The sequence below is a fragment of the Microbacterium sp. NPDC055988 genome (genome assembly GCF_042269505.1).
GTDB lineage: Bacteria > Actinomycetota > Actinomycetes > Actinomycetales > Microbacteriaceae > Microbacterium.
In genome coordinates, this window is the sequence record NZ_JBHJXY010000003.1 from 1 (window position 1) to 25,413 (window position 25,413).

Below are 25,413 nucleotides of genomic sequence, written 5' to 3' on the forward strand. Positions count from 1 at the left end.
ATGTGGCGACGTTGATCCAGCATTCGACTGACCCGGACGTTTCCGGTGTGGCGCCGGTGCAATTGACCAGCTCCGCAACCCCCCGGCCGTTCTCCGCGACGGTGCAGAGTGCGTCTCCCGCCTCCCATGGCCGTGGCAGGTTGGTTTTGCAGTTCTTCATCGACCCGGCGTTGAGGCGAAGGTTGTCCCACCAGTTGTTCGGGTCCTTACATCCGGTCGCTGCGGCGTCGACGACCGACACCGCCCGCTCGACCGCGACCGTCTGCTGATCGCTGGGCTGGATGGTGGAAGCGGTGGCAGAACTCGAGAGGGGCAGCCCTCCGAGGATGATGCCGAGGATCACCCCGACGATGACAAGGACCCGACGCATGGTTAGTGGCCCGGCCCGCCGAAAGTCGTCCCGAATCCGAAGTCCAGGCCCAGCAGCCAGGTGAAGATTCCGGTGATGCCTGACAGGACGATCAGACCGATGATGGCCCAGGGAAGTGCCGCGGCTGCGGTCGCTCGCAGTTGAGAACTCATGACCCCCTTGAAGACGAGGATGGTGACGCCGAGAACGACCGCGATGAACGCGGCGACCAGGCCGATCGCGAGGATCCACGACGCGACCATGATGAACCCCTTGAAGAAGGGGGCGGTGAAGTCCGGTCTGATATCCGGCATGTTCGCGATCGGGGTGAGGAGGTCGATGAGGGCGAGGACCATGGTGTGGGCCTTTCGGTTGGTGACGGTTTCACCGCACCTTGCGTCCCTTGCACCCGAACGACGATCAGACGTCGAAAATGGGTGTTAGCGCCCCGCGAACTCCCAATGCCACGGTTCCGGCTTGCCTCCGGTCGGTTCGGCCCAGTCCGGATGCACCCACCCGTACAGGCTGGCGTTCTCCTTCAGCCACCGGTATTGGGCGTCTCCAAAACCGACCTGAATATCGACCGCCACCGCCCAGCCGTGGTTGCTCTCCCCCGGCGTGGCGGCCATCTCACAGCGCCCCCGCGCACACCAGCCTGCTTTCGCGTCGACCTGCCCTGCAAGATCTCGGTAGGCGTCGTTGACCTTGATGTCGGACCCGAACCGCGCCTTCCAGGCCGCGTTCATCTCCGTGAGCGCGGCCGTCGCGTCCTGGCGGAGAAGATGATGAGGCGACCAGGGGATCGATGACAGCACCTGGACAGGAATGCGACCGTTTTCGTACCCGCCCCACCCGTTGCGGCCGTCGCTACCATCACCGACAGGTTTCGCCGCGCATACGGTCGCCCCGGTCACCGCCGCGATGATCTGATCGGCCGCCTCAGCCCACCCGTCATACAAGTCAGGGAACGCGCTCACCTGCACGGCTTGCGCCGCTTCACCGAGCCCCTTCGTCTCCCACCCGGGGATGTCCAGCAGCCCACGAGGAGATCCCCCGTTCGGACCGCTCGGGCCTCCGAAGAACGCCCGGGCGGCATAGTTCAGATCCATGAGCTCGGCGGGGGAACCCCAGTGCGGGCGTTGCTGAAACACGTTCACACTGTCGTGGTCGGAACCCGTCCCCTCATGCGGGAACGACAGAGATCCCGGGACATTGGTGTTGGCAAGCATCCGCAGTGTGGATTCCTGCAGCCCCGTCATCAACGCGATCTTGCCGGCCGTGGGCGGCAGCTCGAGCTCGCGGGCAACATCGAGGATGGTTGCGGCGTTCTGCAGCTGGCCTGCCCCGAGCTCAACTGACCCCCCACCCCGGCCGGTCACGGTCACACTCCCCGCCTTGGTGGAGTCGAACGAGCAACCGGACCCCCAGAGGGTGAGCGCGGGGATCGACACGATCGAGGCGAGCATCACAGACAGTCCCAGCACCGCTGCAGCCACAAAGGCGGCCACAGCCACGAATACGCGGCGACGGGTGAGTGAGGAACGAGTGCTCGTACCGGGGAAGGAAGCCATGGCGACTACTTGAAGTCGAGCATCTTGAAGCTCACCAGCTTGCAATCGCCCGCCTGCTGCGCCGAGTCCGGCGCCGGTGTCGTCGTGCTGCAGTTGATGGTGACGAGGGCGGACCCATGCTTCGTGAACGAGATCTCGTGTTCACCATCCGTGCCATCATCGAGCGTCATCCACTGCGTGAATTCCACGACCGACTGTCGCTCACCCAGCGCGGTGCGATTGTCGAACATCACCGGCTCGAGCTTGCCGATCTCGGTGGCCTCGGCGACGACCCGCCCGCCACGCGCTTGCAGCAGATCCCAGTCGTTGGCGTCCCATGCGGGATCGGTGCCGGAGGGACGCTCGCCGATCACCCACAGATCGCGGTGGTCGACCCATGAGGTCCGAAAGACCGGGTTCTTCTCCGGGGGGTCGAACGTGACCGTCTCCCCTGTCGGGAGCTCGACCGTAGTCGGGTACAGGTTCTGCCACGACTCGAGGTATTTCCCCCACTGGGGCATCGTGGTTTCACCGGTGCTGTCGAACGTTCCCCACGCTGCCACCGCAGCGGCAATGTACTCCTTCGGGTCGGTGGTGATCGGTTCCGGGACCAACCCCAGTTCGATCACCTGCGGGTACGTGTACGACAGTGCGTCGCCACTGTAGGCCTTCGCTTCATAGCTCACCGGGGGAGCTTCGCTGGCCGATACTTCACTCTGCGGTGTGCTGTTCGACAGGGACGACACGGTGAACGCCGTCACCCCGCCTACGAGGACAACGAGCCCGATGGCGGCGAAAATGATGGGTCGAGTGGATTTCACGATGCTTCTCCTTGGGTTGCTGTTTCATGAGGCAACATGGCTGTTGCCCTGATCACGTCGACGATCGACTGCAGGCGCCGGAGCATCGCACGGCGCTTGCGGAAGGTGGAGGCGGAGAGGCCAAGCGCCGTAGCCGCAACCGATTCTTCAGAGTCCCGAAATGGGAGTGCCTCGCGGTATCCGCCCTCCCCCGGGATGCACCCGCTGAGGGTGATCGGCGTTGCGTTGTCGCGCGCATTGATGGCCCCGATAGCGGTGCGGATCAGCGCCGTCACTCTCTCTCGTGCAGACCGGACGGTGGTGATCGGCACTCCCAGCGCTGAGGCGACCTCGACACCCGTTCCTTCGGTCCGAGCGAACGTAACGACCACCTGCCATTCGAATGATGTGGATGCCTCCGCAACGATGCGGACCCATTCGAGTTCCTCACGGTGCTCGATCAAGAAGGCCAGCGGATCCCCCGCGGCCACTCCCCTATCGGGGATGGTCTCATCAACCTCCACGATCGCGGCCCGCTCACACGCGACTGCGTGCACTCGTCGAGCGGCCTTCACCGTGACGCGGACGACACCGAACACCCAGGCGCCCGGCTCCCCCTGCGCGCTGTCGTAGCGTGAGGCGCGGGACAGCACTGTCTCGCGGATCGTCTGCATGACGTCGTCAACCTCAGACGCCACCACTCGCGCTCGCACGTAGGGGAGCCAGGGGTCGACGAACTTCACGAGTTCGTGGCCGGTCGGCTCGGCGCTGGGAGGATGCCCGTTCATGGTTGTTCCAGAACGACGGTCGGGGCCAGGGCGCCAAGGGCTTCGCCCCAACCTCTCGCCTGCAGGGCGACCAAGGCCTTCTGCGTCGCGGCCGCGGTGGTTCCCACTTCCCGGGCGAGCCGTTCGACCGTGATCTCTCTCTCGCCGCAGTGCGATGTGAGAGCGACGAACACAGCCTTCGCCTGCGCGGAGACAGCCGACGATCGTGCCAGGTCCGTGGGGATAACAGCGAACCCACCCAAAGCAGTCACAGCACGCCCTCCCGTGCGGGAGCGTGCTCGGGAGCATCGAAAAGACGGGGGTGGCTCTCGCGCAACTCGGCCAGACGTCGACGCCCGGTGCGCTCAGAGACCCCCTCGAACTCGGCGATGAGTGCAGCCGTCACCGGACGCCCCTCGGCGATGACCTGGGACACGCGGTCGACGAGTCCAGCGGCCGGTGCGGGCCGGTCTAGGGCATGGAGGCGATGCGTTTCGACCGTTGAAGCGTGCAGCCCCTCCGGGTCAGCTTCCCTGGGGGCTGCCGGTGTGGCAGCGGGTGCCGGCGTCGACTTCGCCCGCGGCCGCGGTGCGGCCTTCCCGTCGATCATCAGCACCAACAGATGCGACGCCACCAGCAGCGCCACGGCGGGCACGCTCGCCCCCAGCGCGGAGACCCACGCGGGGAACGTCGCGAGCGGGTTGTCGATCGCGTGCGCGGCGTTCCCGAGAACGGACAGCGCCCCGAACCCCACGAGTGCCGCCCACGGGTACCAGGTCACCCGGGGTCCGCGTTTCTTCATCGTGAACGCCGCAGCCGTCGCGATGACGATGAAACCGTCGATGACCAACGGGTAGATGAACGACAGTTCCGCAGTGATCGCGAACTCGCGCTGCGCCAACTCGCGAAGAGCTGTGAAAGACAAGGTGAACCCGCCCACAGCTAGCGCCCCGACGCCAGCGGCTGTCGTCAAGGCAAGAGCCTTGTTCTGGGGGCGGACCGCCAGAGGATCGCTCATTTCCTGATCTCCTCAGAGTTGTGACCATCGAGCGCGCTCGGCGGTCGGTATCGAGATGCGGATGCAGCGGCCGGGAGCAGTGCGTCACCCATGCGGACACCCACCACTCCCGGCCATACGGTCACGCCACGCTGTCCTTGGCGCGACGGCTCAGACGAACACCCGCACGGGACCAGAACGTCGCGGCCGCACCCGCACTGACGAAGAACCCGGCAACCAGCGAGCCGATCAGCACCTGTCTCGAATCCGCTCCAGTCGCTGCCAGCTGATCCGACGACGGCCGCTGGCCGCGAGACGTGTACGCACGCGAACTGCTCGAGGACGACACCGGGGATCCCGAGTTCGAGACCACGCTGCCCGGCTTCGAAGCGCCCGGCTTCGGCTTAGGGACAGGAACCGACCCCTCGCCCGGGTCTGTCCCGGGTCCGCCCGTGCCGGGGTCACCCGTCCCCGGGTCTGTGCCAGGGCCACCCGTTCCCGGGTCTGTGCCAGGGTCGCCTGTTCCCGGATCGGTGCCGGGGTCGGTGCCCGGTTCCTCGTCGATCGCGAACGGGGCCACTTCGGGCTGCGTCTGCTCGGATGTGGTGGGTGATGGTCCAGGGGGTGGCGTCGCCGTGTCGGCCAGTGCGGGGACCGCGCTACCCACCGTCAACAGCAGGGACAGGGCTGTGACGGCCCCGGCGCGTGAGAAGTGATTCGACATGAGAGTTCCTCTTTCTTTCGGATGTGGTGGGTGGTCAGGAGGCAGGATGAGCGCTCAAGCGGCCATCGCTGAGGGTGAGCAGCACGTTCGCCGTAACGGCCAACGGCCGCTCAGAAGGAGCCGCGACAGTCTTCGGAGAAGTGGCTGCTTCCGGCAGGATCGCGACGCTGCCGTCGGAGAGCGCTCCGTACAGCGCGTCACCAAGGAATTCAGAGGGGATGAACCCCTCGGGCAGCACGGTGGCGGTGGCATTCTCCAGGGAGACGCGCTGCCCGCCGGTGACCCACTCGCTTCTGTCAGGCGACAGCAGCCCCTCCCCCGTCCCGGGGATCAGCCGCCGAATCTCACCCGTAGCTGTGGAATACGCTGCAGTCGCTTCTCCGCCATCGGTGTCCGTCCAGCCGATCACCGTCAGCGATCCATTCGCGACCATCAGCCAGCCCCGCTTCGGAGTCACCACTGCACCGGCAGACGGTGGAGCGAGTGCAACCTCGTTGAGCGCAGCGCCGTTCGTCGACGCGGTGATCACCTGAGCCGGCGCGCCCGCCCACAGCACCTGATCGCCGGAAACGCCGAGAACGATCATCTGCGGGCGAGGAGGCGCCACCGGCACCACGCCCTCTGCTGTAACCATGGCGAACGAGAAGTCCGCTGAGGCGACGAAAAAGGCACCGGACCTGGTCACCAGCTGGCGGCCACCGGACAGATCCACGACAACGGGCACCACTGCGTCACCCGCCCACACGAGCGCCTGGGTGTCCGATGACACCGCCAAAGCGGTGCTCTCACCCACATGGGCCGTCACCACCGTCACGTCTTCTCCCGCGACGTCGGCCTCAGCGAGCACATCACCCGTGGCCACGTCACGCAGCACTGCCAAGTCACCGGATACGGTCAAGACCCGCCCGCCCGCGGCGGCCGCATCATCCACGTCCGACGCCGACCACGCGGCCTCGACTGCGAAGCCGGGAAGTACGACGCTCGGGGCCGCAGTCGGGGTAACGACCGTCGACGGCTTCGTGGGCGTCTCAGCCCCCATCACGAGCCCAGACACGGCCCATCCGCCGAGGCCCAACACCACGCAGCCCGTGACAACGAGGGCGGGCACGAACAGCCAGCGACGCTTGCGGTCGGGTACAGGAACTTCGATCCGCCTCCGGGCCTCTCCAATCCCACTCGGCAGCGGATCATCGACCAGCCGGATGTCATCATCCATGGGACGCCCCTCCCGCCCGGACCAGGCCGCCGCCCGTGATGCTGCTCGCGTCGGAGGGCATCGTGTCCGCGTCGATCTTGCCGAGGTGGTTCGCGAGCATGTGGACCTCGAGCGGGGTCACGTTCAGAATCTGTGCAAAGACCTCGACGTCGTTGAGGGACATCGGGACCTGGCCCTTCTTTCGGGCATAGAAGGCGGGGCTGGACATGCCCGCCCGCTCGTACAGTTCCTTCGCGGAGATCCCCGACCGGCCCTGCAGCATGGCGATTGCGTCGCTGTTCAGTCGTGCCCACCGTCCCGCGGGCCGGGCGGCCCTAGCCACGGTCGTACTCCGTCGTGAGGATCTGGCGTTCGCACCGTTTGGCGTCCGCGTGGCCGGCGATGAGCGCGATCGCGAGCACAAGAGAGGTCACGTGGGCCGGGTCCCTCGTCCAACCGTTCAGCTGCAGTGCCTCGCTAACCGCCGTCTGTTCGGCCGTGGAATCGGGCTCTTCCATGAGCCCGTTCGCCAGCCACCCGGCAGCAAGAGACATGTCCTCCTCGGTGACGACTCCCCCAGGAGATGTGAGCGGGCACGAGAACACGTCTGCGGACGTTGCCCCGTGGCGACGGAGGACTTCCAAAGCTCCCAGGAGCGCGCCGCCAATGATCAACGGTCCGTCGCCGTCGACGACCGTGCGATACCAATGGGCCTCGTCCATCACGTCGTAGATGCTGAAAGGCGTGCCGGGGCCGAGGACCACGGCCAAGGCCAGGTGCCGGCGTGCGTCATCGCGAAGTCGGATACTCATCACGCCTCCTGCTCTGCGAGGTGGGAGGTGAAGGGGGGAAGGTCGGTGTTGGGACGGAGGGCCATCCCGATCCGTGCCCACAGTGCTGCCAGCAGGAGAGACGCGGTGATCCAGCCACCGACAACCCACCCCGCAATCTGAAGGAATGTCATGGTGTGCTCCTTGTTCGCGTGTTCGACAGTCATCACGGGTTCCTTCCCGTTGAGAGGCGAGACAGATGAGAGAGGGGCGTGCGGGACCACGAGGGGGTCGCGCACGCGAAGAATGAGTCGCGCGGCGGGCGACGGGTGGGTGGTGATGCCCGCGAGATGCGCGAACATCACCACCCGGCCGGGTCAGCTGTCCGCTGACTCCGTCGTGGTGACGGTGACGCGGTCGCGTCGGCGGAGCTTCGCTGCCAGCAGCGCCGCACCGGCGAGAGCGAGCAGGGAGCTGCCGACGACGACGCCGGTCATGTTCAGCGCGCCACCGGTCTGCGCGAGAGCGCTCGGTGCCGTCGCGAACCATGGGTCCTCGTCGGATACCTTCTTGCCGGTGTAGACAGACTCGCCCGTCACGGTGGCAGTGTCACCGTGCAGCTGGCCGTCCTTCATGCCGGTGAGCAGACCCTGGCAATCGATCGACTCGCCCACGGCCAGTTCCCCGATCGCATCCGGGGCGATCTCCGTGTCGCCGTCGAAGCAGACAATGTCCTTCACAGTGCCGGCCAGACCCTTGTGGGTCGCATCAGTCAGGACAACATTCTTCAGCGGCACATCACCGGTGTTGGTGACGCGGATCCCGACGAGGGTGCCCTCCTTGAGCTCCTTCTTCGGGATCTCGTACGCCTCGCTCGAGGTGTCGCGGTCACCATCGATGATGCCCTCGCTGAGCGTGAACTTCTCTACATCGATCGCAGGGTTCTCCGGCGTCTTCGTCCACACGACGTTCGATTCCCGCTCGACGTTGTTGTACGACTCGGTCGTCTTGTTCTCGATCTTCTCGGCCGGAGCGATGCGCTCCATCTTCGTGTAGACGGAGAACGCCTGTGCGAGATCTCCACGGCTGTTCACGAGCTTCAGGTACGCCTCGGTAGCGGTCGCGGTGAGCGTGTACGACTTCTCATCGAACGTCACCGTGAACAGGTCGCCCAGCTTGTCGGCGGTGCTGCCGTCGCTATCCGCGAGAAGGTCGCCCTTCTTCGCGACGAGCGTGGTGCCGTCGTAGAGGTCGCTGTTCGCGTGGACGGCCCAGACGCCCGTGTAGTAGTCGTGCACACGGTCGAACGTGTCGCGCACCGACCACTGCGACGCCTTGTACGCGCGGTCCGCGGGGATCTCTGAGCTGTTCAGCCGGTAGTTGAAGACCGAGTGCAGCTTGATCTCCGAACCGTCGATCGACTCGTCACCGGTCGACGGGTCGACAACCACATCCTTGTCCGGGTTGATCTGCTTCAACGGGTTGGAGACGATCTTCGTCTGACGGTGCGAGTTCTCCAGGTTCTCGCGAGCCTGGTTCTCGATCACGTACCCGTCGACCTCCTTGATGACCTTCGCGGGGATGGTGACGTAGTAGAACTTGCCCAGCAGATCCTGGTCGATGATCGGGTCCGTGAGCGGATCGATCGCAGCCTCGTCATACTTCTTCAAGTTCGCCGGTTGCGGGTCGCCAAGGATGCTCTCACCGGTCGGCAGTACCGTGTCGACAGTCTTGGCGAACACGTACACGACACCATCGAGGATCTGCACGTTGAACGCGCTCGTCACATCGACACCCGTGGCCTTGTCCGCCACGCGGATGTCGGCCACGTCGACGCTGAGGTACTCGTCGTCGTAGTCGTCGACCATGCCGAGCTTGTGCACGTTGTACGCGAGCTTGTCACGACCCGGGGTGGCATCCATCGTCAGGCGGTACAGGATCGTGTCGCCCTTCACGACGGTCTTCCCATCGATGTCCACCAGGTCGATCGAGAGGTCTTCCTTGTCGGGCTTGATCGACGGGATCTTCACCTCGGGAACCTCGGTAGCGATCTTCACACCGTTGACGATCTGGAACGCCTGGTTCTTCACCGTCGTCCCAGGAGCCGCAGTGTCCTTCACCGCACCCGTGAACCGCATCGTGAGCCACCCCTGAGCGGTGTTGCCCACCAGGTTGTCCCGCACCCACGCCTCGGTGAACGTCGCGGTGAACGAGTTCGCCTTGTCATCCCAGGTCAGCTTGTACGCACTCTTCGCTACCGGCTTCGGGTTCGAGGGGTTCCGGGAGTCCCAAAACTCCACTGAGGTCTTGTTCGGCGTGAACTGCGCATCGAACGAGTCCTGCACCGCGAAAGAGGTGATCTTGTCGCGCACCTTCTCCGGGACAACCAGGTCGACGCCCACGGAGTACTCGAGCTTCTGACCCGGCCACACAGAGAGACCGTTGATGTTCTCATGCGTGTGGTCACCGGACTCCTCGCCACTGCCGATGACCTCCTTCTCGGGCTTCGGTGCCCAAGAGTCCCACGTTTCACGAGGATCCCGATCCGGGGTATCGACAGCGTTAGCCATCGACTTCTGCTTCGCGACGTGAATATCGAACCAGTACTCGCCGCCCTGCCACTCATCCCACCCAAAGTCGGCCGGCGCGAACCAGTCCGAGTAGGTGTCGCCGTGGTTCGCGATCGCCTTCGACTTCTTGACCTGCTTCGTGGAACCGTCCTCACCGGTCCAGTGCAAGATCACGTCAGAGCTCACGTTCTCACGGATCGAGGAGTTGCCCGCCGAGGCGTGGATCAGATCGCGCACCGGCTCCTTGCCGCTCGCGATCGTGAACGTGTTCTGCGCATCCGTCGTGATGCTCAGCGTGTACTGGCGCTCCGGCTCGAACTCGTTCAACGCGATACAGACGATTCGAGGCCCCTCAGGGATATGGGCGAGGAACTCACTCGACACGGCATTCAAGAACTTCTGGTCAAAGTCGACCAGGCTGCCCTGCCAATAGTGCGCGGCGGTGAGTCCTTGGTACCAGCTCGTCATTGTGGCCTTCGTGCCACCCCATCCGAGGATCGGCTTCCCACCCAAGCTGCCAACGGACACGCCAACCTGAACGACGCGGGCCTTCGCGCCGGGGACACCCGAGCGGTCGATCGCCTGCGCCATCGCGTCATTGCAGGAGCTGTGCAGCGCAGAACGGGTTCCGTTCATCGGCCCCGATCCGCTCGCCCATTGGCCCTCAGCCTCCATAGACGCAGCAAAGTAGTCCGTCGAGTCCGGCCCCCACCCCTGTTCAGGAGTGCCCCCCTGGGGGAAGTTGTCGAGGGTGTACAGCCAGTAGTTGTCCGAGGCTGCGCCCCCGCCGCCACCTCCTGCCGAACTTCCACCTCCGACCGCGGCCGTCGCCGCTGTGCCTCCAGCGATCGGACCGAAAGCCAGGCCTGCGAGAACCGCGCCGGCAACCACCCTTCGGGGAGTGGTCCCGAGCAATGGGTTCCGACCCGAGGCGCCGGGCCCCCGCTTCTTCCTTACAATGTGAGACGTCCGAGACGAACGCATATGGAGATTCCCTCTCTCGTTTTTCTTGGATAGACGGGGGCTGAGGTTGCACCCTCAGTCCCCGTCGCCACGCTCGGGGTGAGCGTAGAGTTCAAAGCGGGATCACTCCCGAATGGCCGACACGCAAGAACTGGCCGTGACGAATCAGCAAGGCTTCCTGCCACCCGTGCCGTTGCTTGTCCAGCAGTCACCATTGGTCTCATTCGTGCCGCCACCCGGACGGCCGCCACCCTGGGGCACTGAAGGCGTTGACGGAGACCCGCCCCCAGAGTTGTTTCTTGAGGCGTTGTTCTGGTGCGACCCAGTATTCGGAGTGCTGTTGTTCTGCTGGCGCTGGGCCTGGCGCTGCGCCACGGCTTGCCGCTCGGCCTCGGCGGCCGCGGCTTGGCGGGCTGCTTCTTCCTCGGCCGCGACCGTCTTCGCGTGTCCAGCTGCAGCCGCAGCCTGAGCGTCCACGAAAGCCTGGATCGCGGCAGCGCGATCGTCCAGCCCCTCGAATGCCTCACCGTCCGGCTTCACGAGAGCCTGAGCAGCAGCAACAAGCGCCGCACCCTGCTCCGCAGTGTCTTTCGCGTACACGTCACGGTTGCCCCAGGCGCTGCCCGCGGCCATCATCGCGTCGAGCTTGGAGATCGCCTCGTCATAAGCGCCGTCGATCGCCTCGAGCGTGCCGGCGTCCTCGTTCATCGCGTCGTCATACTGCGGGGTCGCGCGACGCACCGTGGTCGTCTCCGACTCGATGCGCTCCGTGGTTGCGTCCTGCTGCAGCTTCTTGGCATGCTCAGTGTCCAGAGGCGCGATCTCTGATGCTGGTTCCGCGTCCTCGCCTTCGGCGGTGGGGACGATTGCGACGGCCTCGAAGTCGTTGACCGCGGCGACAAAGTCAGGCTTCGCCTCGGCGGGGGTGACCGCAGCATCCGGAGTGCTGCTGATGATCTTCTGGAAGGTGACCAGCTGCTCGCCGGCGAGCTCGTACCGAGCTGTGAGGGCAGCTGCGCCGTCAACGTAGCCGTCGACGGCCGCATCGTGCGCTGACACGGCATCCTGGTACGTGGCCCATGCGCCGCGGTGAGCGGCTTCCTGCAACTGCCAAGGAACGATCACTGCAGCAGCCACGACCGCGGCCGCCATCGCGGAACCGATCAGCCACCTTCGATACTTGGGCTTCGCGGGAGAGAGCCCCGCCGGTGTCTCGACATCCACGTTTCCGTCTTCCGCCAGGATGGAATCGGTGCTGTTCATCGCGTCTCCTTAGATTTCAGACCGATCGGCGCAAGGGTCCTCCGCAAGCCGTGAACACGGCCCACAGCCTCGGCCCCACGCGCGTGTACTGCTAGAGCTAAGTTGCTTCATGCTTTACACACTATCAAGAGTGATATTAAAAGTTGCAGTCTCGCGGATTTTTTCCGGTATACGGTTCTCTTCTGCGAGAATCGAGCGATGCCTGAACATGCAAGTGGGTCGGATGGAGACGCACAGCGTCTGTCCACCGCATATCAGGTGTGGGGACATCCCGTTAGAGCGCGGTTGTACGTTTTCATCAAAGAGAATCCCGGCCTGTACTTCGGCGAGATACACGAGGGGTTCCATCAGATCGCCCAGAGCATCACGGGCCAGGGGTTCCCCCAAGCGAGTCTGAATAGAGCGCTGACGGTTCTCAAGGACGCGGGGGTAGTGGCTACGGATCCCCCGCCCGAGAGGCTCCGCCGAGGCCGCCCGCCTCGCTACTACGCAGTTGCGGGCGAGGCAGACAGCCTTATCGACGCTATTGCAGCAGACATCTTCCGTAAGAGAAGTGCACCACCGGACTAGGCCGCCGAACGCCCCACGTTTTCTTCAGATGCGTGGTGGACGGACTCCCGCATGGCGCGCACAATCGTTGCAGCGTCAGTCGTCATCTCGTCGTGCTCGGTTAGCCGAATCGCTCCTGCTTCAGCGAGCCTCCGACACTGAGACCGCACGCGCCATACTGCCCGCTCGAGTTCGCGGGCCAATGCGTCGACTGTGATTGGTCCTTCCAGCAACACTCGGAGAATGTCGCGTGCTTGCGGTGAAGCGATGAGGGAGATGGCCGGTATCGAAGGGTTGCTCATTGGCTGCGCGATCGGCGCTAGCGGTGACGTCATCTGTGATGCTCCTGGGGTGAGGGTGCTCGTCAAGCGTCCTCGATCCCGTTACGAGACGGGGTGTATGCGCGCAGTCTTGGTATGCGGATAGCCATAGATACGTAACTAGCGAAAAGTCTGACAGTACCTAGCCAAAGGTCTACATCAGGACTTGGGAAGCTCATTTTGGTCGTCCGATTTGCGGGCGTGGGGCGGCTGAGCGTATTACCTCTATCGGACCAGGGGGTCTACGATGGCAGGCGATATGTTGATTAGCGAAGCTGATAGTAGGAGCTGGTGGCGCCTCATTGGTCCGCACGCCCTCGATCAGGCAACTCCTTCCGTGGAGAGCCAAGGTCCGGCGGACACAGGTGCCGAGACACGCCCTAGCCAATCCGTTTCGTTAACACAAACGCGGCATATGTTCATCGCATGGCACGCAACGGCATCGGTCGACCTAGCAAGGGCGAGCGGGACGCGATTCTCGCAAAGCCTCCGATTCCCTTCGCTCTCATCCTCAAGGAGAACGCAGCGAAGGAAGGTTACACCTACGGTGATTACCTTCTCGCGCTCGCGGCGCAAGCTCTTGAGATGCCGCAGTTCTCACCTGCCCCTCAGCACAACCGTGCTGAAGCACTTCAGTTCCCCAAGGAGGCCAGAACGGCTGCCGCTTAACGAAAGAACCCGCCGCAGGTGCGGCGGGTTTCTCCCAAAGTCTTCGATCCGTGAAGTTTGGCGACTGAGTCGGATCGAGTTGTGAAGTACCGGTTGGCGCCGGGGCTTCGGTGTACCTTCTCCCGTCCAGAAGAGGTGATGTCATCATACGACGCGATGCTGCGCTTTTCCAGTCTTCGCCCCTGAATCCTCGGCGTGTCGCTCGTTCGGGCGACGATCTCCCCGAGGCTGGCGCTGGGTTAGATCTTGCTACGGCGTGGGCTTTGACGTTGGAGTTGAGCCCCCGTCGGACGGTTCGTGCGTACGTTGAGGATGCATCGGGAGCGATCGAGAACTCCTGTCCTACTGCGTGGTTCATGAGTCGGGGGGTGCCGTCGACGTCGTGGGCGATGAGCCTTGCGGGCACCGATCATCGGTACCGGTTCCTGTGCTTCGACCTGGATGTGAAGACGCCGGCAGCGGCGGATCAGATGCCTCGCGACCTGCAGCTGCTCACGTCACTGCTTGACGAGCTCCGCATCGCATACGTGGTGTGCGTGTCCGGCCCGACCGGTGGCCGCCATGTCTGGGTGGCGTTGAGCGATCACCAGGATGCCGCGGCCGTCGCACAGCTCGGGCGTCTCGCGAAGGCGTCCCTTCCGACGCTCGACTACGGCATGCTCAGCAACCCTGTGGCGGGCTGTGCTCGCCCTCCCGGTGCCCCGCACCGTCTCGGCGGCGCCTCGGTCCCCGTCGCCGGGTCGCTCGATGCGCTGCGCGCCCCGTCGACGAGTAATGCCGATTTCCAGGCGCTCACCGATCGGTTCGCTGAGCTTGCGCTCGCTCGCCCCGCGGAATCGGAGCAGTCGGCTCCAGAGACGGGCCCGTTGCCCGTCGACGAGCACGGACGGCTGTACCTCCCAGGCGCGCGTCGTGATCTGTCCCCTGACGTCGCGGCCGCCGTCGACACAGCCGTCACCGGCGATGCCTCGGCGACGCTGTGGAAGATCCTTCTCGGCGCCGCGGCCGCCCGGTGGCGGCACGCCGACGTCGCCGCCCTCGTCATGGAGGGCAAGCCCGGCCTCGAGCGCGTGCGGACCATTCCCGGAGCCACCGGACGTGTCGCACGGCCCCGTGGGGGGTCGAAATCCCCCGCGGCCGTCCTGCGTACGGAATGGGACAAGGCGGTGCGTCAGATCGCTTCCAGCGGCGCCCAAGGCTCCGATCCGACCTTCGAGTCCCGCGCCGCGGCGATCGCCACCCACGTGCGCGAGCTGCAGGAGCGCGCCGACGCATCCGTCGGACGGTGGCAACGCGGTGCCGGCCCCACGGAGCGCCGCATCCTCGACGTCCTCTCCGTCCTGGCGCTGCAGGCCGTCAACGCCCGCGTGGAAGCCGATATCCGCCGACTTGCTGTCCTGGCCGGCATCGGACGAGAGACCGCTCGCACGGCTCTCCGCTCCCTCGCCAGCGATGGCTGGATCGTCCGCGCTGCGGTCGCTGAAGGCCCGCACGGAGCGCTCTGGAGCATTGACCCCAAAAACGTTCTCCACAGGGAATCAGACCCAAGTCGGTCACAAGCGGACACGCCGCGCGGGTCCGCTGAGCGCGAGACTCTCCTACAAACTCTCACCCGCAGAATCCATGCAGCTACGCACGATGTTTTTTCTCACGGCGGATCCCTGGGGCTCCGCACGGGGAACCTCTTCGCTCGCCTTACCGAGCAGCCCTCCCCCACCCCGGCGATTGCTGCAGGACTCGGGGTGAGTGTCGGATGGGTCGCCAGTCGTCTATCCGTGTTGGGACAGTTCGGACTCGCAGAGCATCACGTCGAGGGATGGACAGTTCCGGGGGTGGATCGTCGTGGCGCGGTCGCGGAGCTGCTGAATGTTGCGGGACGGTTGGAAGCACGTCGTCGGCGTTATGACGTGGAGCGGGAGTTGTGGGCGTGGTGGCGGGCAGAGGAGGAATGGATGAGCACTCCCCCGCACAAGCGTCGCCGGCGTCCCGGGCCGACGCAGCTGGCGTTGTTGCCGGACGCCGGCACCAACCGCCACGGCGCTCACCCTCGACGTGCGGACGGGACAGCTGACTACCGGGTCGCCCGAGCGATCATCGAAGGAGTTCCGGTGGAGACAGCCGTCGCCCGAGCGGGCGACGCAGCCTCCACCGTTGAGGAGATCATCGGCCGGGTACTCGGCGGCCGCTTGGTTGCCACGGAGCCCGTCCACGCGGAGATTCCACACGACTCCCGCGCGCTCGTCCTCACCGCCTGAGCCCTCGACACGAGAGCCTGCGACCTGAGCGGTCGGCAACCCCGCCTCAGGTTGAGGGGTGCGTGCCCCTCAGGCTGTTGTCTACCCACCGGCGCCCGTTGTCCACGGAGAGCTCAGCCCATGGCTGGTCCTCGAAGTCGTGACGGTACTGAATTCCTTCTGACTGAGAAGATTCGGTGCTCAACCGTTGGTGTGATGAGACCTGGAGAGAGAGCCTTCTTCTCTGCTTCAGGGGCGGGAGACTCAGTGAACAAGTGGATTGTGAAGGCCGACGAGTTCGCACAGTTCCTTGCTGAACACGGTCGTTTTCCACGGCGGGGCAGCCGCGATGCACGCGAGCGCAAGTTGCATGTCTGGATGTTGAATCAGCGCGCAGCACGAGTGGGGCGCTCGAGCTCGACATGGACCCCGCAACGGCAGGCCTATCTCGACGGGCTACTCCCGGGATGGGACACCGATCGTCGCGAAACGTGGGACCAGCACGCCAGAGATCTCGTTGCGTTCGTTGATGCGCATGAGCATCTGCCGAGGCAGCGCTCCGACGACGCTCACGAACGTCAACTCTGGGCCTGGCTTCGCCGTCAACGCGACCAGAAAGTGAGTCCCAGTGCCTCGTGGTCCGTTGAAAGGCAAGAACACCTCGATCGCCATGTCCCGGGTTGGGACGGGCGTACCGTTGCTGCCCGGTCGAGTCACAACGGGGCGTTGACGCACTGATACGACCCGGCTCGCGGATCGCATCAACGGACCGCGCCCGCTAGCTAGCGCCTCCGAGCGCTGCAGGAAAAACCTCCCCCCTGACCCACCTGTGGACGGCCCGAGCTATCGCGCGGGCTCAGCCCGCCCACAAGGTGGACAGCGGGACCCCAGCACGGTCATCTCCGTCACCTCTACGGATCCAAGCGCACAGAAATCGGGGATCCCTGATCGCTGTCCGGCCAGCGCGGGAGGGTAAGTACTTTGTGCGGATGAGTGTCGAAGAGGATCCCACTCCCCCACCGGATGTTGGTGCGTTGGACCATCGTCGGTGGATTTTCCCGAGCGTCGTCGCGCTGCAGGAGTACTTGGACGCCGAAGACGAGCTGCGAGACGCGATGACGCAGCTCGGCATCGACGGGCCTCTGGTCTTCCCACACCGAGAGAAGCCCCCTCGACCGACACCTGACGATCTTCGCTCCATTGCCCGGATGCTGCTGCACACGAGGCCCGGCTCGGGCGAAGACACCGAGGTCGTGGAGTATCCGCCGCTGCGGCCCCTGCTATGAGGTTATGGGCGCGGTGGCGTCCGGTGAGTGTTAGATCTCGCGGACTGGCGCTACTTCCTCTCCCCCGTGGAACGCATCGTCGCGATGCTCAACGCAGCGACGATGAGGCAAAGGATCAAGTAAACACCGCTCATGAAGAGTGCAGGGTGGGTGGGTGTCAGGCCTGACACCCACCCACCCCGGTGTCGTTCGAACGACGGTGCTGGGCCGCACGAGGTAGACATCGACGAACAGCCTGGAGCATTGCCCGGTGCTGGCAGCAGGCCCCCACCGGACACCTCTCATCCCACCCCACCCCGAGCTGGCACCAGCACCGATCCGCACTGGATAGGTAGAAAAACCGGCAGAAGTACGTGCGGTACGCCAGATCTGTGAAGCCGATCAAGACTGATTCGTATACATAAGACTTCTTTAGCTTGCAAGACATACAAGGATTACTTGGCAAACAAGTATTGCAACGCAAGCAAGGCTTGTTTTAATTTCAGATTCAACGTACCGTGAGTCGTTGCAGCCGTTAGAGCGAGACTGCAGCGAAGCTATACAAGGAATGCAAACAAGGCTTGCATTCCCCGATTGGAGAACAAGTGGCCATCACGACATTCCAGGGCAACAAAACCGACGTGCGCGCTCGACGCATCCGCTTCGGGATCCCTGCAGCTCTGCAGCTGGCCGAGACCCACATAACTTCGATCGCGAACAACAAGGGAGGCGTCGGGAAATCACAGCTCGTCGTGCAGCTCGCTGCGGCGCTCGGAAGGTTCGGGCTACGGGTCCTTGTGTGCGACCTGGATCCCCAGGCCAACACCACACGACGTCTCGGGATCGAATACGACCCGAATGCCCCAATCGTGACGATGTCTGAGGTCATTAAGTCAGGGGAGCGCGGCGTCGGCCAGGGCGCTGTCATCCCCTGCGGCTGGGTGGACGCTGCGGGGAACCCCACCGCCGAGGCTGAGAACATCGATCTGATCCCGTCTCGGTTCGACCTCATCAACCGAGAAACCGAAGCCGGCCAGGTTGGCGCAGTCCGCCGCCTCAAGCGCGCGCTCGAAGGCTGGACCGATGAGTACGACGTCGTGCTCATCGACACCCCGCCAAGCCTCGGCCACCTCGTGCAGATGGCGTTCGCGGTCGCCGACACCGTACTGATCCCGTTCGACCCCACCTACGACGCCGTCGAAGCCGCCATCCGACTCCGCGACTTCGTACAGGTCCATGCTGAAGATCTTGCCAACCCGGGACTTCATGTTGGCGGCGTCGTCGCGACCAGGTACAAGCGAAGCCTCGAGGCGGAAGAGCAGGTGGCGGGTGCGCGGGAACACTTCGGGGATTTGTTCCTCGATCCCACGCGAATCGTCAAGGAGACTGGAATGGAAGATCTGCTCATCCCGCGATGGATCCCCGAATGGGTTCGGCTCACTGAGGCCGACTCCGCGGCCGTGTCTCTCTCCGCATGGTCCGACCGGCAAAGCCGCAGGACAGTCGCGCTCTACGACTCCGTCGCAGCGGAATACATCACCAAGGTGATCGGAGAAGCAGCATGAGTCGTCCCGAGCGGCGCCGACCCGGCGCTCAGAGCCCTCTACTGACCCCACAGGTCGAAGCGGTACGGACAGCCCCCGAACCGGCCATCGAGACGCGCGCTACGCCCTCGGCGCAGACGAGCCCTACGCCGCAACCAGCCAGCTCCTCAGCCATTGCGAGCCACGAGACGTCGACGCCAGCACCACGCGATGCCCGCCCCACCATGATCGACCGCACGTTCAAGATCGAAGAAGGCCTCGTCCGCCGGAGCGAAACGGCAGTGCTCCGCCGCGCCGGCGGGTACACGTCGATGCGCGCCTTCATCAACGGAGCGATCGCCACCGAGCTCGCGCGACTCGAAGAAGCGCACAATGGGGGAGAGGTCTTCCCACCGAACTCCAGCGAGTTCCAGAGGGGACGTCCGTTCGGCAGCTGACGTTGCCAGCGATCACGCGCCACGGAGGAGACAGGACCATGTGCGGTCGATTCGCAATGGACGACAGAGTGAACTCGGAGATCACCGAGTTCGTCACTCGCACCGGGCGGCGCCCTGACGAATGGGCGCCGGACTGGGAATCCGCGTTCAACATCGCACCCACCGAGGACATCCCGATCCTGCTCGACTCCGCCAAGACAGGGGAGCTGCGATTCGAGCGCGCGCGCTGGTCGCTGGTGCCCGCCTGGTCACCTACGTTGAAGCTGAAGTTCCCCACCTTCAACGCCCGCGCGGAAGGAATGGCCGAGAAGAGCACCTGGCGCAAACCCCTACAGACGCACCGGGCGATCGTCCTCGCCCGCGGTTTCTACGAATGGACGGGGGAGAGGGGCCACAAAACGCCCTGGTTCATGTCCGACCCCGACGGCGCCCTCCTCGGCTTCGCCGGCCTGTACTCCTGGTGGCCAGACCCCACCAAAGACGCCGACAACCCCGACCGGTGGACCCTCACCGCCACAATCATCACGTCCGACTCTGTGAAGACCCTCGCCGGGATCCACGACCGCAACCCCGTCATCCTCCCCGAAGACCTCTGGCTCCACTGGATCGACCCCACCATCAGCGGTGACCAGGACCTCGTCGACGAAGCCGTCCGCGCCGGAGTCACCAAAGCTGAACAGCTCCGTATCGACCAGGTGCAACCCTTCACTTCGAAGGACGATGGCCTCCATCTCATTGAGGCTATAGACGCGCAGAGCTCCTAAGTCGCCATGCGGGATCGTCGGGGCCCCGGACTCTGCCCGCCTGGCACACAACCTCGGAGGTTTCTGATCCCCGTACGGGAGTTGATGGTCTTCGTGCGGACTAGGGGTGGAAGCACGGACACGAAAGTGGGGGAGTGATTGAGTGAGCGGTGCACAGGTTGCGTGCTTCCAGCGCATGCAACAGTCAGAAGATTCCCTCACAGGTCGTCTGGCGTGCTACGACGGTGGCGGTTCTGAGACTCTGCCGTCCGGGTGGTGGCCCCACGGGTTGCTCGGGTCACCACCCGTCTCTAGCCACCCGCATACTCGGTGGTTATGGTGGGGGCATGAAAAGCGAGTCCTGCTGGGCTTGCGACCGACTGACTGGGGAGTGGTCGCGGTCCATACCCACACGGTTGCTCGAGGGAGTGAGCTCGAGCGAGATGATCGAGCTTTGTCGCCACCATTGGAATTGGTGGCTCAACCGCTTCGTCGGAAGAGCGCAGGGGAGGCCCCCGTGCATCGCGATTCTGCGGCCCTGACTCCTTCGAGGAGCCGGGGATCCCGCCGTCCTCGTGCTTCTAGCGGACCGGCGTAGGAGATTCCGTCGGCATCAGGAAGGCGTGGGCGCAGGTGGAACTCTTGAATCCCCGGGCGAGGTTGGCGCGCGGCTCGAAGGGATCTCGACCCGGACCGCAGCGGGAACGACAGTCGGGCAGCGCTCGAGGGAGCTGTGAGCGCCCGAGAACCGACTACCTGTGTCTGGTGGGCAATCCCTGAAATCGCACTCGCGATAAAGAAGAGAACAGATCGCCTCCGAATAGAGTGCTCTGCACCATCAATGGCCGATCCGCGTAAGCATGGCCCTCAGCCTTTCATCCACTAAGTGCCCCCCCTTTGCCTAGTGGAAGACAGGACTGTGCGATCTCCGCTCTCTGTTCGTGTTCGGCGCAAGGTGTTGCGCGCTGCAGTCGCCTTAACGTCCATCGGCGTCGGCGTCGTGGTGCTGCCGTCAGCGACCGCGTCGACGACGGTGGCTGATCGGCCCGCCTACCCGGTCCAGAAGCCGACCGGGTATGTCTCGGCGTTGCCGAACTCGGCATGGAACATCGCTTCTGATCGATTCTCGACGACCGCGGCGATGCCAGGGAACGAACCGGGAACGATGCAGTTCGCAATCGATGAGGACAGCCTCCGTTGGCTGGCCACTCGAGCCGATAGCTCGGTCACTGACCCCTTGATGACCCCGAACGGCCACGGGATCCCGTTGTCCGTCAACATCGGACAGATCCAGCAGGGTTCCGACTTGGTTCCTTCTGATGTAGCGAACTGCTTGGGGGACGATCTGGAAGTCGGTCCCGCGAAGGAGTGTTACGCCTTCGCCGCCACAGTGACCTTTCCGCGGCCCGAGATCGATCCGATCATCTACGTCGGCAGTGGAACGACAGATTGGTCGGTTGAAAGTGTTGCGGGACAGAACTCCGAATGCTGGTCGGGATGGAACGACTTCAGCTTCACCCGCGTAAACGGTCAGCCGGTTGCTTCGGATCAACTCTCCTTGGTCGATTCCATCGAGTATGACCGTGGCACTCTCACCTACTCGACCGCAGTGACGTCGCTCGTAGATGGTCGCGTCGTGGGTCCGGAGGCGACTGCCAACCGCCCTGAGAGCTGTGTGCTCGATAAGAACCCGCCGGTGTCTGCGATCCAAGTGGAGGGACGGGTCTCTAGCGTCTCGTTCCGGATCTACGCGATGGCGAAGATCACCAAGCCGCTGTTGAGACCCGTGACGCTCGGCTCTGTGCCGAACGCGACGTTGGGCTTCGCATTCGCGTCGGCGGATTTGTCGATGTCTAAGTCTGCGCCGGCGGTGGTCGATAACCGTGGTGCGATCGATTGGGAGCTGACTGTCGCGAACGCGGCGGGGAGCTCGGATTCGCACGGGTTCGTGGTCCATGACGCGATCCCGGCGGATGTGTCTGATCCGCGGATTGTGAGAGCTCCGGAGGGGTGTGTGCTCGCCGGTCATGACCTGCGGTGTGAGGTTGCGGCGCCGGGGTATGCGGTCGCACAGAATTCGACCGTCGGGACGTTCGCCGACCTCACGGGTGGTGATCCGCTGGCCCGGGTTCCGTCGGTGCTTGCTGCGGGGGAGAGCGTGACGATTCGTCTGTCGGGGACGGTCCCCGCATCGTCCACGCAGGGCATCGTCAACACGGCGACGGTCTCGGGCGTCGATATTGACCCGGACACGTCGAACAACTCCTCGACCGTGACCACCGAGGTCACACCTTCCACATGGACCGTGGCGAAGGGCGTCACGATCGATGGTGTCGAGCCGACGGGGGGCGTCGTCTCCCCGGGCGACACCCTCACCTACACCGTGACCACGTCGTCGACGAGAGGCGTCGTCGATGATGTCGTCCTTGAGGACGATCTCTCAAAGGTGCTCGATCACGCCCGCTTCGTATCGGGGTCTGCCCAGCTCGTCGTCGACGGGCAGGATCCGGTGGCTGTCGCTGATCCGGGCCCGGCCGAGCCGGCGACTCTGCGCACGGCGCCGTTCTCATTGCAGGACGGTCAGCAGGCGGCGCTCACCTATCAGGTGGTCGTCGACGCCGACGCGTGGCTGGCGACACTGACGAACACGGTGACGGGGACGGCTGACGTGCCGTTCGCGTCGTGTGATCCGTGCAGCACCACGTCGAAGACGGGCGCGCTCGTGCAGGTGCAGAAGAACAGTGCCGGTGGCGACGGTGAGGTCGTGCCCGTCGGCGGGAGTGCGTTCGAGGTTCTCGCCGATGATGCGGGTCGTCCCGGTGAACCGCTGGCCGATATGCCGGTGGTGGCTGTTGATGCCCAGGTGGGGCGGTTCACCGTCGCGGGGCTGATGCCGGGCACCTACTGGTTGTCGGAGACGAAGGCTCCCGTCGGTCACTCGCTGCTCGCTCGCCCGGCGGCGTTCACGATCGGCGCTGACAGTGCGATCACGATCGTCGATCCGGTGGCGAATCCTGACGTCACGGTCAGTGGCGATGTGATTCACGTGCGGGACGGGAAAGCAGTGACGCTGCCGCTCACGGGCGGTGGGGGCGTCGCTCCCTACTTCGTCGCGGGCACGTTCCTCCTGATCATCGCCGGGCTCGCGCTTCTCGCGGCCCGACGACACCGGAACTCGGCGGACTGACCGCCGCTCCGCCCGCCGTCTGGTCGGCGGTCCTCAGACCTCCCGCGTCGCGGGCAGGAACACATATCACCGAAGCAAGGAGTCCTTGTGAAGTCCCCAAGAAGACGGACGCTCCGTCTCGCTGCCGCTCTCGCCGCTGGCGCGATGCTCGCCCTGGGGGTGCCGGCTGCCGCGTCCGCGGCCCCCGCCCCGCACCTGATCGATCCGTCGGAGACGGGAACGATCAACATCCACAAGTTCAAGATGCCGGAGGATGCGCCGACCGACCGTGACAACGGCAAGGTCAAAGACACCACCGGACTCGAACCGCTCGAGGGGGTGACGTTCTCGGTCGTGCAGGTGGACCCGGCAACGTACGACCTGACCACGAACGCGGGCTGGAGTGCTCTTCGCTCGCTCACCCCCGCAGCGGCCGCGACGGCACCGCACGGCACCACCGTGTCGGTCACGAGCGACAGCACGGGTCTGGCATCGGCGGATGAGCTTCCCCTGGGTGTCTACCTGGTGACGGAGACCTCGTACCCGGCGGGTACCACGCCTGGTGCCCCGTTCCTCGTGACGGTGCCGATGACGGATCCTGATGACCTGAACGCGTGGATGTACACGATCAACGTGTACCCGAAGAACTCGGTGATCGGCGGCGGCAGCAAGACCGTCGACGAGTCGCAGGCGCACAAGGTCGGCGATACCGTGACCTGGACGATCCGTGGAGATATCCCGCTCGTCGACGTGCTCGACGGCTACCGTATCGTCGATGCGCTCGATGCGCGGCTGACGTATGTCGACACGGTCGTGTCGCTGACGAACGGCGCCACGCTGGTCGAGGACACCGACTACACGGTGACCGCCTCCGGCACACCGACGAAGGTGACCGTCGACTTCACCGCGGCAGGCCGCGCGAAGCTCGTCGCGAACAAGGCTGCTCAGGTGCAGGTCGTCATCCGGACCACCATCAACGAGGTCGGTGAGATCCTCAACGAGGCGATCATCTACCCGAACGAGGGAAGCTTCGACATCCAGCCCGGTGAGCCCGGCGGCCCCATCGTCACCCCGGAGGCCGAGGTCAAGTACGGCAACGTCACCATCGAGAAGGTCAACGCGGCCGACAACACGGCCAAACTCGCCGGTGCGACGTTCGAGGTCTACCTCACCGAAGCCGACGCGACCGCCGGCACGAACCCGATCTCGATCGAGGGCACCTCGTCGTGGACCACCGACGCGTCGGGTCTGCTCACGATCTCGGGTCTGCGTCAGTCGGGTTGGTACAACGGACAGTCCGTCGCCGCCGGCGACACCGGCTTCCAGTACTACTGGATCGCGGAGACCGCAGCCCCGGCCGGGTTCGAGCTGCTCGCGAAGCCGATCCGTATCACCGTGGGTGCTGTGGACACGGTGATCGACTTCACCGTCGAGAACTCGCCCAGCAACGGTGGCTTCACGCTTCCGTTCACCGGTTCCACGATCAACACCGCCCTCATCTACGGGGCCGGTGCGGCGATCCTCCTCGGCGCGGCGATTCTCGTGATCCGTCAGCGTCGCAAGGTCAGCGCTGACGCCTGACACACAACGTGGGGAGGCCGGCGGTACTCACGCCGGCCTCCCCACGGTCCGTATGAAGACCACTGCCGTGCTCACCCCCTCCCGACCAGTCGCGCAGCATGCCGCGCGTTCCCGTCGCAGACCGCCCCTGCGGCAGCTGTCGACCTTTCTGGTCGCGATCGCGGGCATCGCCGTGCTGCTGTACCCGGCGGCAGCGACCTGGTTCACCGCGCAAGCGCAAGCCTCGGTCCTCGATTCGTATGCGGGTGCGGCGGAACAGCTCCCCGACGAGCAGATCACCGCGCTACGAGATGCGGCAATCGCCTACAACGACCAGCTCGCCCCGGGGCTGCTGCGCGACCCGTACTCCGCCGCGACCGGCGCAGACGACGAGGCCGAGGACTACTTCCGGCTGCTCCGCGTCCCGGGCACCGATGTGATGGGGGAGCTGAGCATCCCCGAGATCGGTGTCGACCTGCCCATCCTCCACGGCACATCGAACGCCGCACTCGACCGCGGCGCCGGGCACCTCTTCGGCTCCTCGCTCCCGGTCGGCGGCCCCGGCACCCACGCCGTCCTCACCGCCCACGCCGGCCTCCCGCACGCATCGATGCTCACCCGGCTGTCGGAACTACATGAGGGCGACCGGTTCGAGGTCACCGTACTCGGGGAGACCCTGACCTACGAGGTCGACAGCCTCCGCATCGTGCGCCCCGACGACATCAGCGAACTCACCATCATCCCCGGCGAAGACATCGTCACCCTCATCACCTGCACACCCATCAACGTCAACACCCACCGCCTCCTCGTCCGCGGCGTGCGCGTCGACCCCGAGCAGACCACAGCCCAGCACGTCTCCGCACACGGCACACCCGACTTCCCCTGGTGGCTGCTGCTCTTCATCACCGCGACCACCGCCGTCGGCATCCTCGTGTTCAGACGGCGGGCTGGTCCCCGAGCGTGACGGCGCGGTTCGAG

22 protein-coding genes are annotated in these 25,413 nt (G+C 64.9%); 9 read left to right on the top strand and 13 right to left on the bottom strand.

Translation table 11 applies throughout. The annotated features are described in order from the left end of the window. From ACFC14_RS18520 to ACFC14_RS18580, 13 genes are all read right to left on the bottom strand, one after another. Nucleotides 1-343 (bottom strand): hypothetical protein (locus ACFC14_RS18520; RefSeq protein WP_376107971.1); only part of this gene is annotated, 343 nt, incomplete at its 3' end. Nucleotides 344-372: 29 nt separating this feature from the next. Beyond that, the gene (locus ACFC14_RS18525) at nt 373-705 is read right to left on the bottom strand and encodes a hypothetical protein (protein WP_376107974.1); all 333 of its coding nucleotides are present in this window, start codon (nt 703-705) and stop codon (nt 373-375) included. 84 nt (nt 706-789) lie between these two features. Beyond that, entirely contained in the window at nt 790-1,863 is a 1,074-nt protein-coding gene (locus ACFC14_RS18530; RefSeq protein ID WP_376107976.1) for a D-alanyl-D-alanine carboxypeptidase family protein, read from the bottom strand. 62 nt (nt 1,864-1,925) lie between these two features. Then, on the bottom strand, nt 1,926-2,585 hold the full coding sequence (locus ACFC14_RS18535) for a hypothetical protein (RefSeq protein ID WP_376107978.1): 660 nt from the start codon (nt 2,583-2,585) through the stop codon (nt 1,926-1,928). 131 nt (nt 2,586-2,716) lie between these two features. After that, nucleotides 2,717-3,442 carry an RNA polymerase sigma factor gene (locus ACFC14_RS18540; RefSeq protein WP_376107980.1) on the bottom strand — a complete coding sequence of 242 codons (726 nt, stop codon included), beginning with the start codon at nt 3,440-3,442 and terminating at the stop codon, nt 2,717-2,719. A 292-nt stretch (nt 3,443-3,734) separates the two neighbouring features. Further along, nucleotides 3,735-4,484: a DUF2637 domain-containing protein gene (locus ACFC14_RS18545; RefSeq protein ID WP_376107983.1), complete on the bottom strand. Its 750-nt coding sequence runs from the start codon at nt 4,482-4,484 to the stop codon at nt 3,735-3,737. Between the two features lie 121 nt (nt 4,485-4,605). Beyond that, entirely contained in the window at nt 4,606-4,836 is a 231-nt protein-coding gene (locus tag ACFC14_RS18550) for a hypothetical protein (protein ID WP_376107985.1), read from the bottom strand. Nucleotides 4,837-5,221: 385 nt separating this feature from the next. Continuing rightward, nucleotides 5,222-6,403: a hypothetical protein gene (locus ACFC14_RS18555; protein WP_376107988.1), complete on the bottom strand. Its 1,182-nt coding sequence runs from the start codon at nt 6,401-6,403 to the stop codon at nt 5,222-5,224. Next, a complete protein-coding gene (locus ACFC14_RS18560; protein ID WP_376107990.1) occupies nt 6,396-6,611 on the bottom strand; it encodes a hypothetical protein in 216 nt (71 codons plus the stop codon). Before ACFC14_RS18560 ends, ACFC14_RS18555 begins: the two co-directional genes overlap by 8 nt. Nucleotides 6,612-6,717: 106 nt before the next feature. Then, nucleotides 6,718-7,194 (bottom strand): hypothetical protein, encoded by a 477-nt coding sequence (locus tag ACFC14_RS18565; RefSeq protein WP_376107993.1) that lies wholly within the window; start codon nt 7,192-7,194, stop codon nt 6,718-6,720. Continuing rightward, nucleotides 7,194-7,379 carry a hypothetical protein gene (locus ACFC14_RS18570; protein ID WP_376107996.1) on the bottom strand — a complete coding sequence of 62 codons (186 nt, stop codon included), beginning with the start codon at nt 7,377-7,379 and terminating at the stop codon, nt 7,194-7,196. The genes ACFC14_RS18565 and ACFC14_RS18570 overlap by 1 nt, the downstream gene beginning before the upstream one ends. 150 nt (nt 7,380-7,529) lie before the next feature. Then, a complete protein-coding gene (locus tag ACFC14_RS18575; RefSeq protein ID WP_376107998.1) occupies nt 7,530-10,358 on the bottom strand; it encodes an LPXTG cell wall anchor domain-containing protein in 2,829 nt (942 codons plus the stop codon). Between the two features lie 492 nt (nt 10,359-10,850). Then, entirely contained in the window at nt 10,851-11,948 is a 1,098-nt protein-coding gene (locus tag ACFC14_RS18580; RefSeq protein WP_376108000.1) for a hypothetical protein, read from the bottom strand. A gap of 1,295 nt (nt 11,949-13,243) precedes the next feature. Between ACFC14_RS18580 and ACFC14_RS18585 the strand changes: the two genes are divergently transcribed. From ACFC14_RS18585 to ACFC14_RS18625, 9 genes are all read left to right on the top strand, one after another. Beyond that, entirely contained in the window at nt 13,244-13,486 is a 243-nt protein-coding gene (locus ACFC14_RS18585; protein ID WP_376108003.1) for a hypothetical protein, read from the top strand. A 356-nt stretch (nt 13,487-13,842) separates the two neighbouring features. After that, nucleotides 13,843-15,741 carry a hypothetical protein gene (locus ACFC14_RS18590; RefSeq protein WP_376108005.1) on the top strand — a complete coding sequence of 633 codons (1,899 nt, stop codon included), beginning with the start codon at nt 13,843-13,845 and terminating at the stop codon, nt 15,739-15,741. 968 nt (nt 15,742-16,709) lie between these two features. Continuing rightward, complete coding sequence (locus tag ACFC14_RS18595) at nt 16,710-17,006, top strand: hypothetical protein (protein ID WP_376108008.1); 297 nt, start codon at nt 16,710-16,712, stop codon at nt 17,004-17,006. 584 nt (nt 17,007-17,590) lie between these two features. Beyond that, nucleotides 17,591-18,550: a ParA family protein gene (locus ACFC14_RS18600; protein WP_376108011.1), complete on the top strand. Its 960-nt coding sequence runs from the start codon at nt 17,591-17,593 to the stop codon at nt 18,548-18,550. Nucleotides 18,551-18,753: 203 nt separating this feature from the next. After that, a complete protein-coding gene (locus ACFC14_RS18605; protein WP_376108014.1) occupies nt 18,754-18,966 on the top strand; it encodes a hypothetical protein in 213 nt (70 codons plus the stop codon). A 38-nt stretch (nt 18,967-19,004) separates the two neighbouring features. Beyond that, nucleotides 19,005-19,730 carry an SOS response-associated peptidase gene (locus ACFC14_RS18610; protein ID WP_376108017.1) on the top strand — a complete coding sequence of 242 codons (726 nt, stop codon included), beginning with the start codon at nt 19,005-19,007 and terminating at the stop codon, nt 19,728-19,730. An 898-nt stretch (nt 19,731-20,628) separates the two neighbouring features. After that, a complete protein-coding gene (locus ACFC14_RS18615; RefSeq protein ID WP_376108019.1) occupies nt 20,629-22,896 on the top strand; it encodes a SpaA isopeptide-forming pilin-related protein in 2,268 nt (755 codons plus the stop codon). An 87-nt stretch (nt 22,897-22,983) separates the two neighbouring features. Further along, nucleotides 22,984-24,456: a SpaH/EbpB family LPXTG-anchored major pilin gene (locus tag ACFC14_RS18620; RefSeq protein ID WP_376108021.1), complete on the top strand. Its 1,473-nt coding sequence runs from the start codon at nt 22,984-22,986 to the stop codon at nt 24,454-24,456. Between the two features lie 52 nt (nt 24,457-24,508). Further along, complete coding sequence (locus tag ACFC14_RS18625) at nt 24,509-25,399, top strand: class C sortase (RefSeq protein WP_376108023.1); 891 nt, start codon at nt 24,509-24,511, stop codon at nt 25,397-25,399. Nucleotides 25,400-25,413 lie beyond the last annotated feature (14 nt).

Coding starts and splice junctions, on each gene's coding strand:
- ACFC14_RS18610 (WP_376108017.1), top strand. CDS start 19,005: ATGTGCGGTCGATTCGCAATGGACGACAGAGTGAACTCGGAGATCACC.
- ACFC14_RS18585 (WP_376108003.1), top strand. CDS start 13,244: ATGGCACGCAACGGCATCGGTCGACCTAGCAAGGGCGAGCGGGACGCG.
- ACFC14_RS18560 (WP_376107990.1), bottom strand. CDS start 6,611: ATGTCCAGCCCCGCCTTCTATGCCCGAAAGAAGGGCCAGGTCCCGATG.
- ACFC14_RS18565 (WP_376107993.1), bottom strand. CDS start 7,194: ATGAGTATCCGACTTCGCGATGACGCACGCCGGCACCTGGCCTTGGCC.
- ACFC14_RS18555 (WP_376107988.1), bottom strand. CDS start 6,403: ATGGATGATGACATCCGGCTGGTCGATGATCCGCTGCCGAGTGGGATT.
- ACFC14_RS18590 (WP_376108005.1), top strand. CDS start 13,843: ATGAGTCGGGGGGTGCCGTCGACGTCGTGGGCGATGAGCCTTGCGGGC.
- ACFC14_RS18580 (WP_376108000.1), bottom strand. CDS start 11,948: ATGAACAGCACCGATTCCATCCTGGCGGAAGACGGAAACGTGGATGTC.
- ACFC14_RS18570 (WP_376107996.1), bottom strand. CDS start 7,379: ATGACTGTCGAACACGCGAACAAGGAGCACACCATGACATTCCTTCAG.
- ACFC14_RS18605 (WP_376108014.1), top strand. CDS start 18,754: ATGATCGACCGCACGTTCAAGATCGAAGAAGGCCTCGTCCGCCGGAGC.
- ACFC14_RS18625 (WP_376108023.1), top strand. CDS start 24,509: ATGAAGACCACTGCCGTGCTCACCCCCTCCCGACCAGTCGCGCAGCAT.
- ACFC14_RS18525 (WP_376107974.1), bottom strand. CDS start 705: ATGGTCCTCGCCCTCATCGACCTCCTCACCCCGATCGCGAACATGCCG.
- ACFC14_RS18545 (WP_376107983.1), bottom strand. CDS start 4,484: ATGAGCGATCCTCTGGCGGTCCGCCCCCAGAACAAGGCTCTTGCCTTG.
- ACFC14_RS18575 (WP_376107998.1), bottom strand. CDS start 10,358: ATGAACGGAACCCGTTCTGCGCTGCACAGCTCCTGCAATGACGCGATG.
- ACFC14_RS18595 (WP_376108008.1), top strand. CDS start 16,710: ATGAGTGTCGAAGAGGATCCCACTCCCCCACCGGATGTTGGTGCGTTG.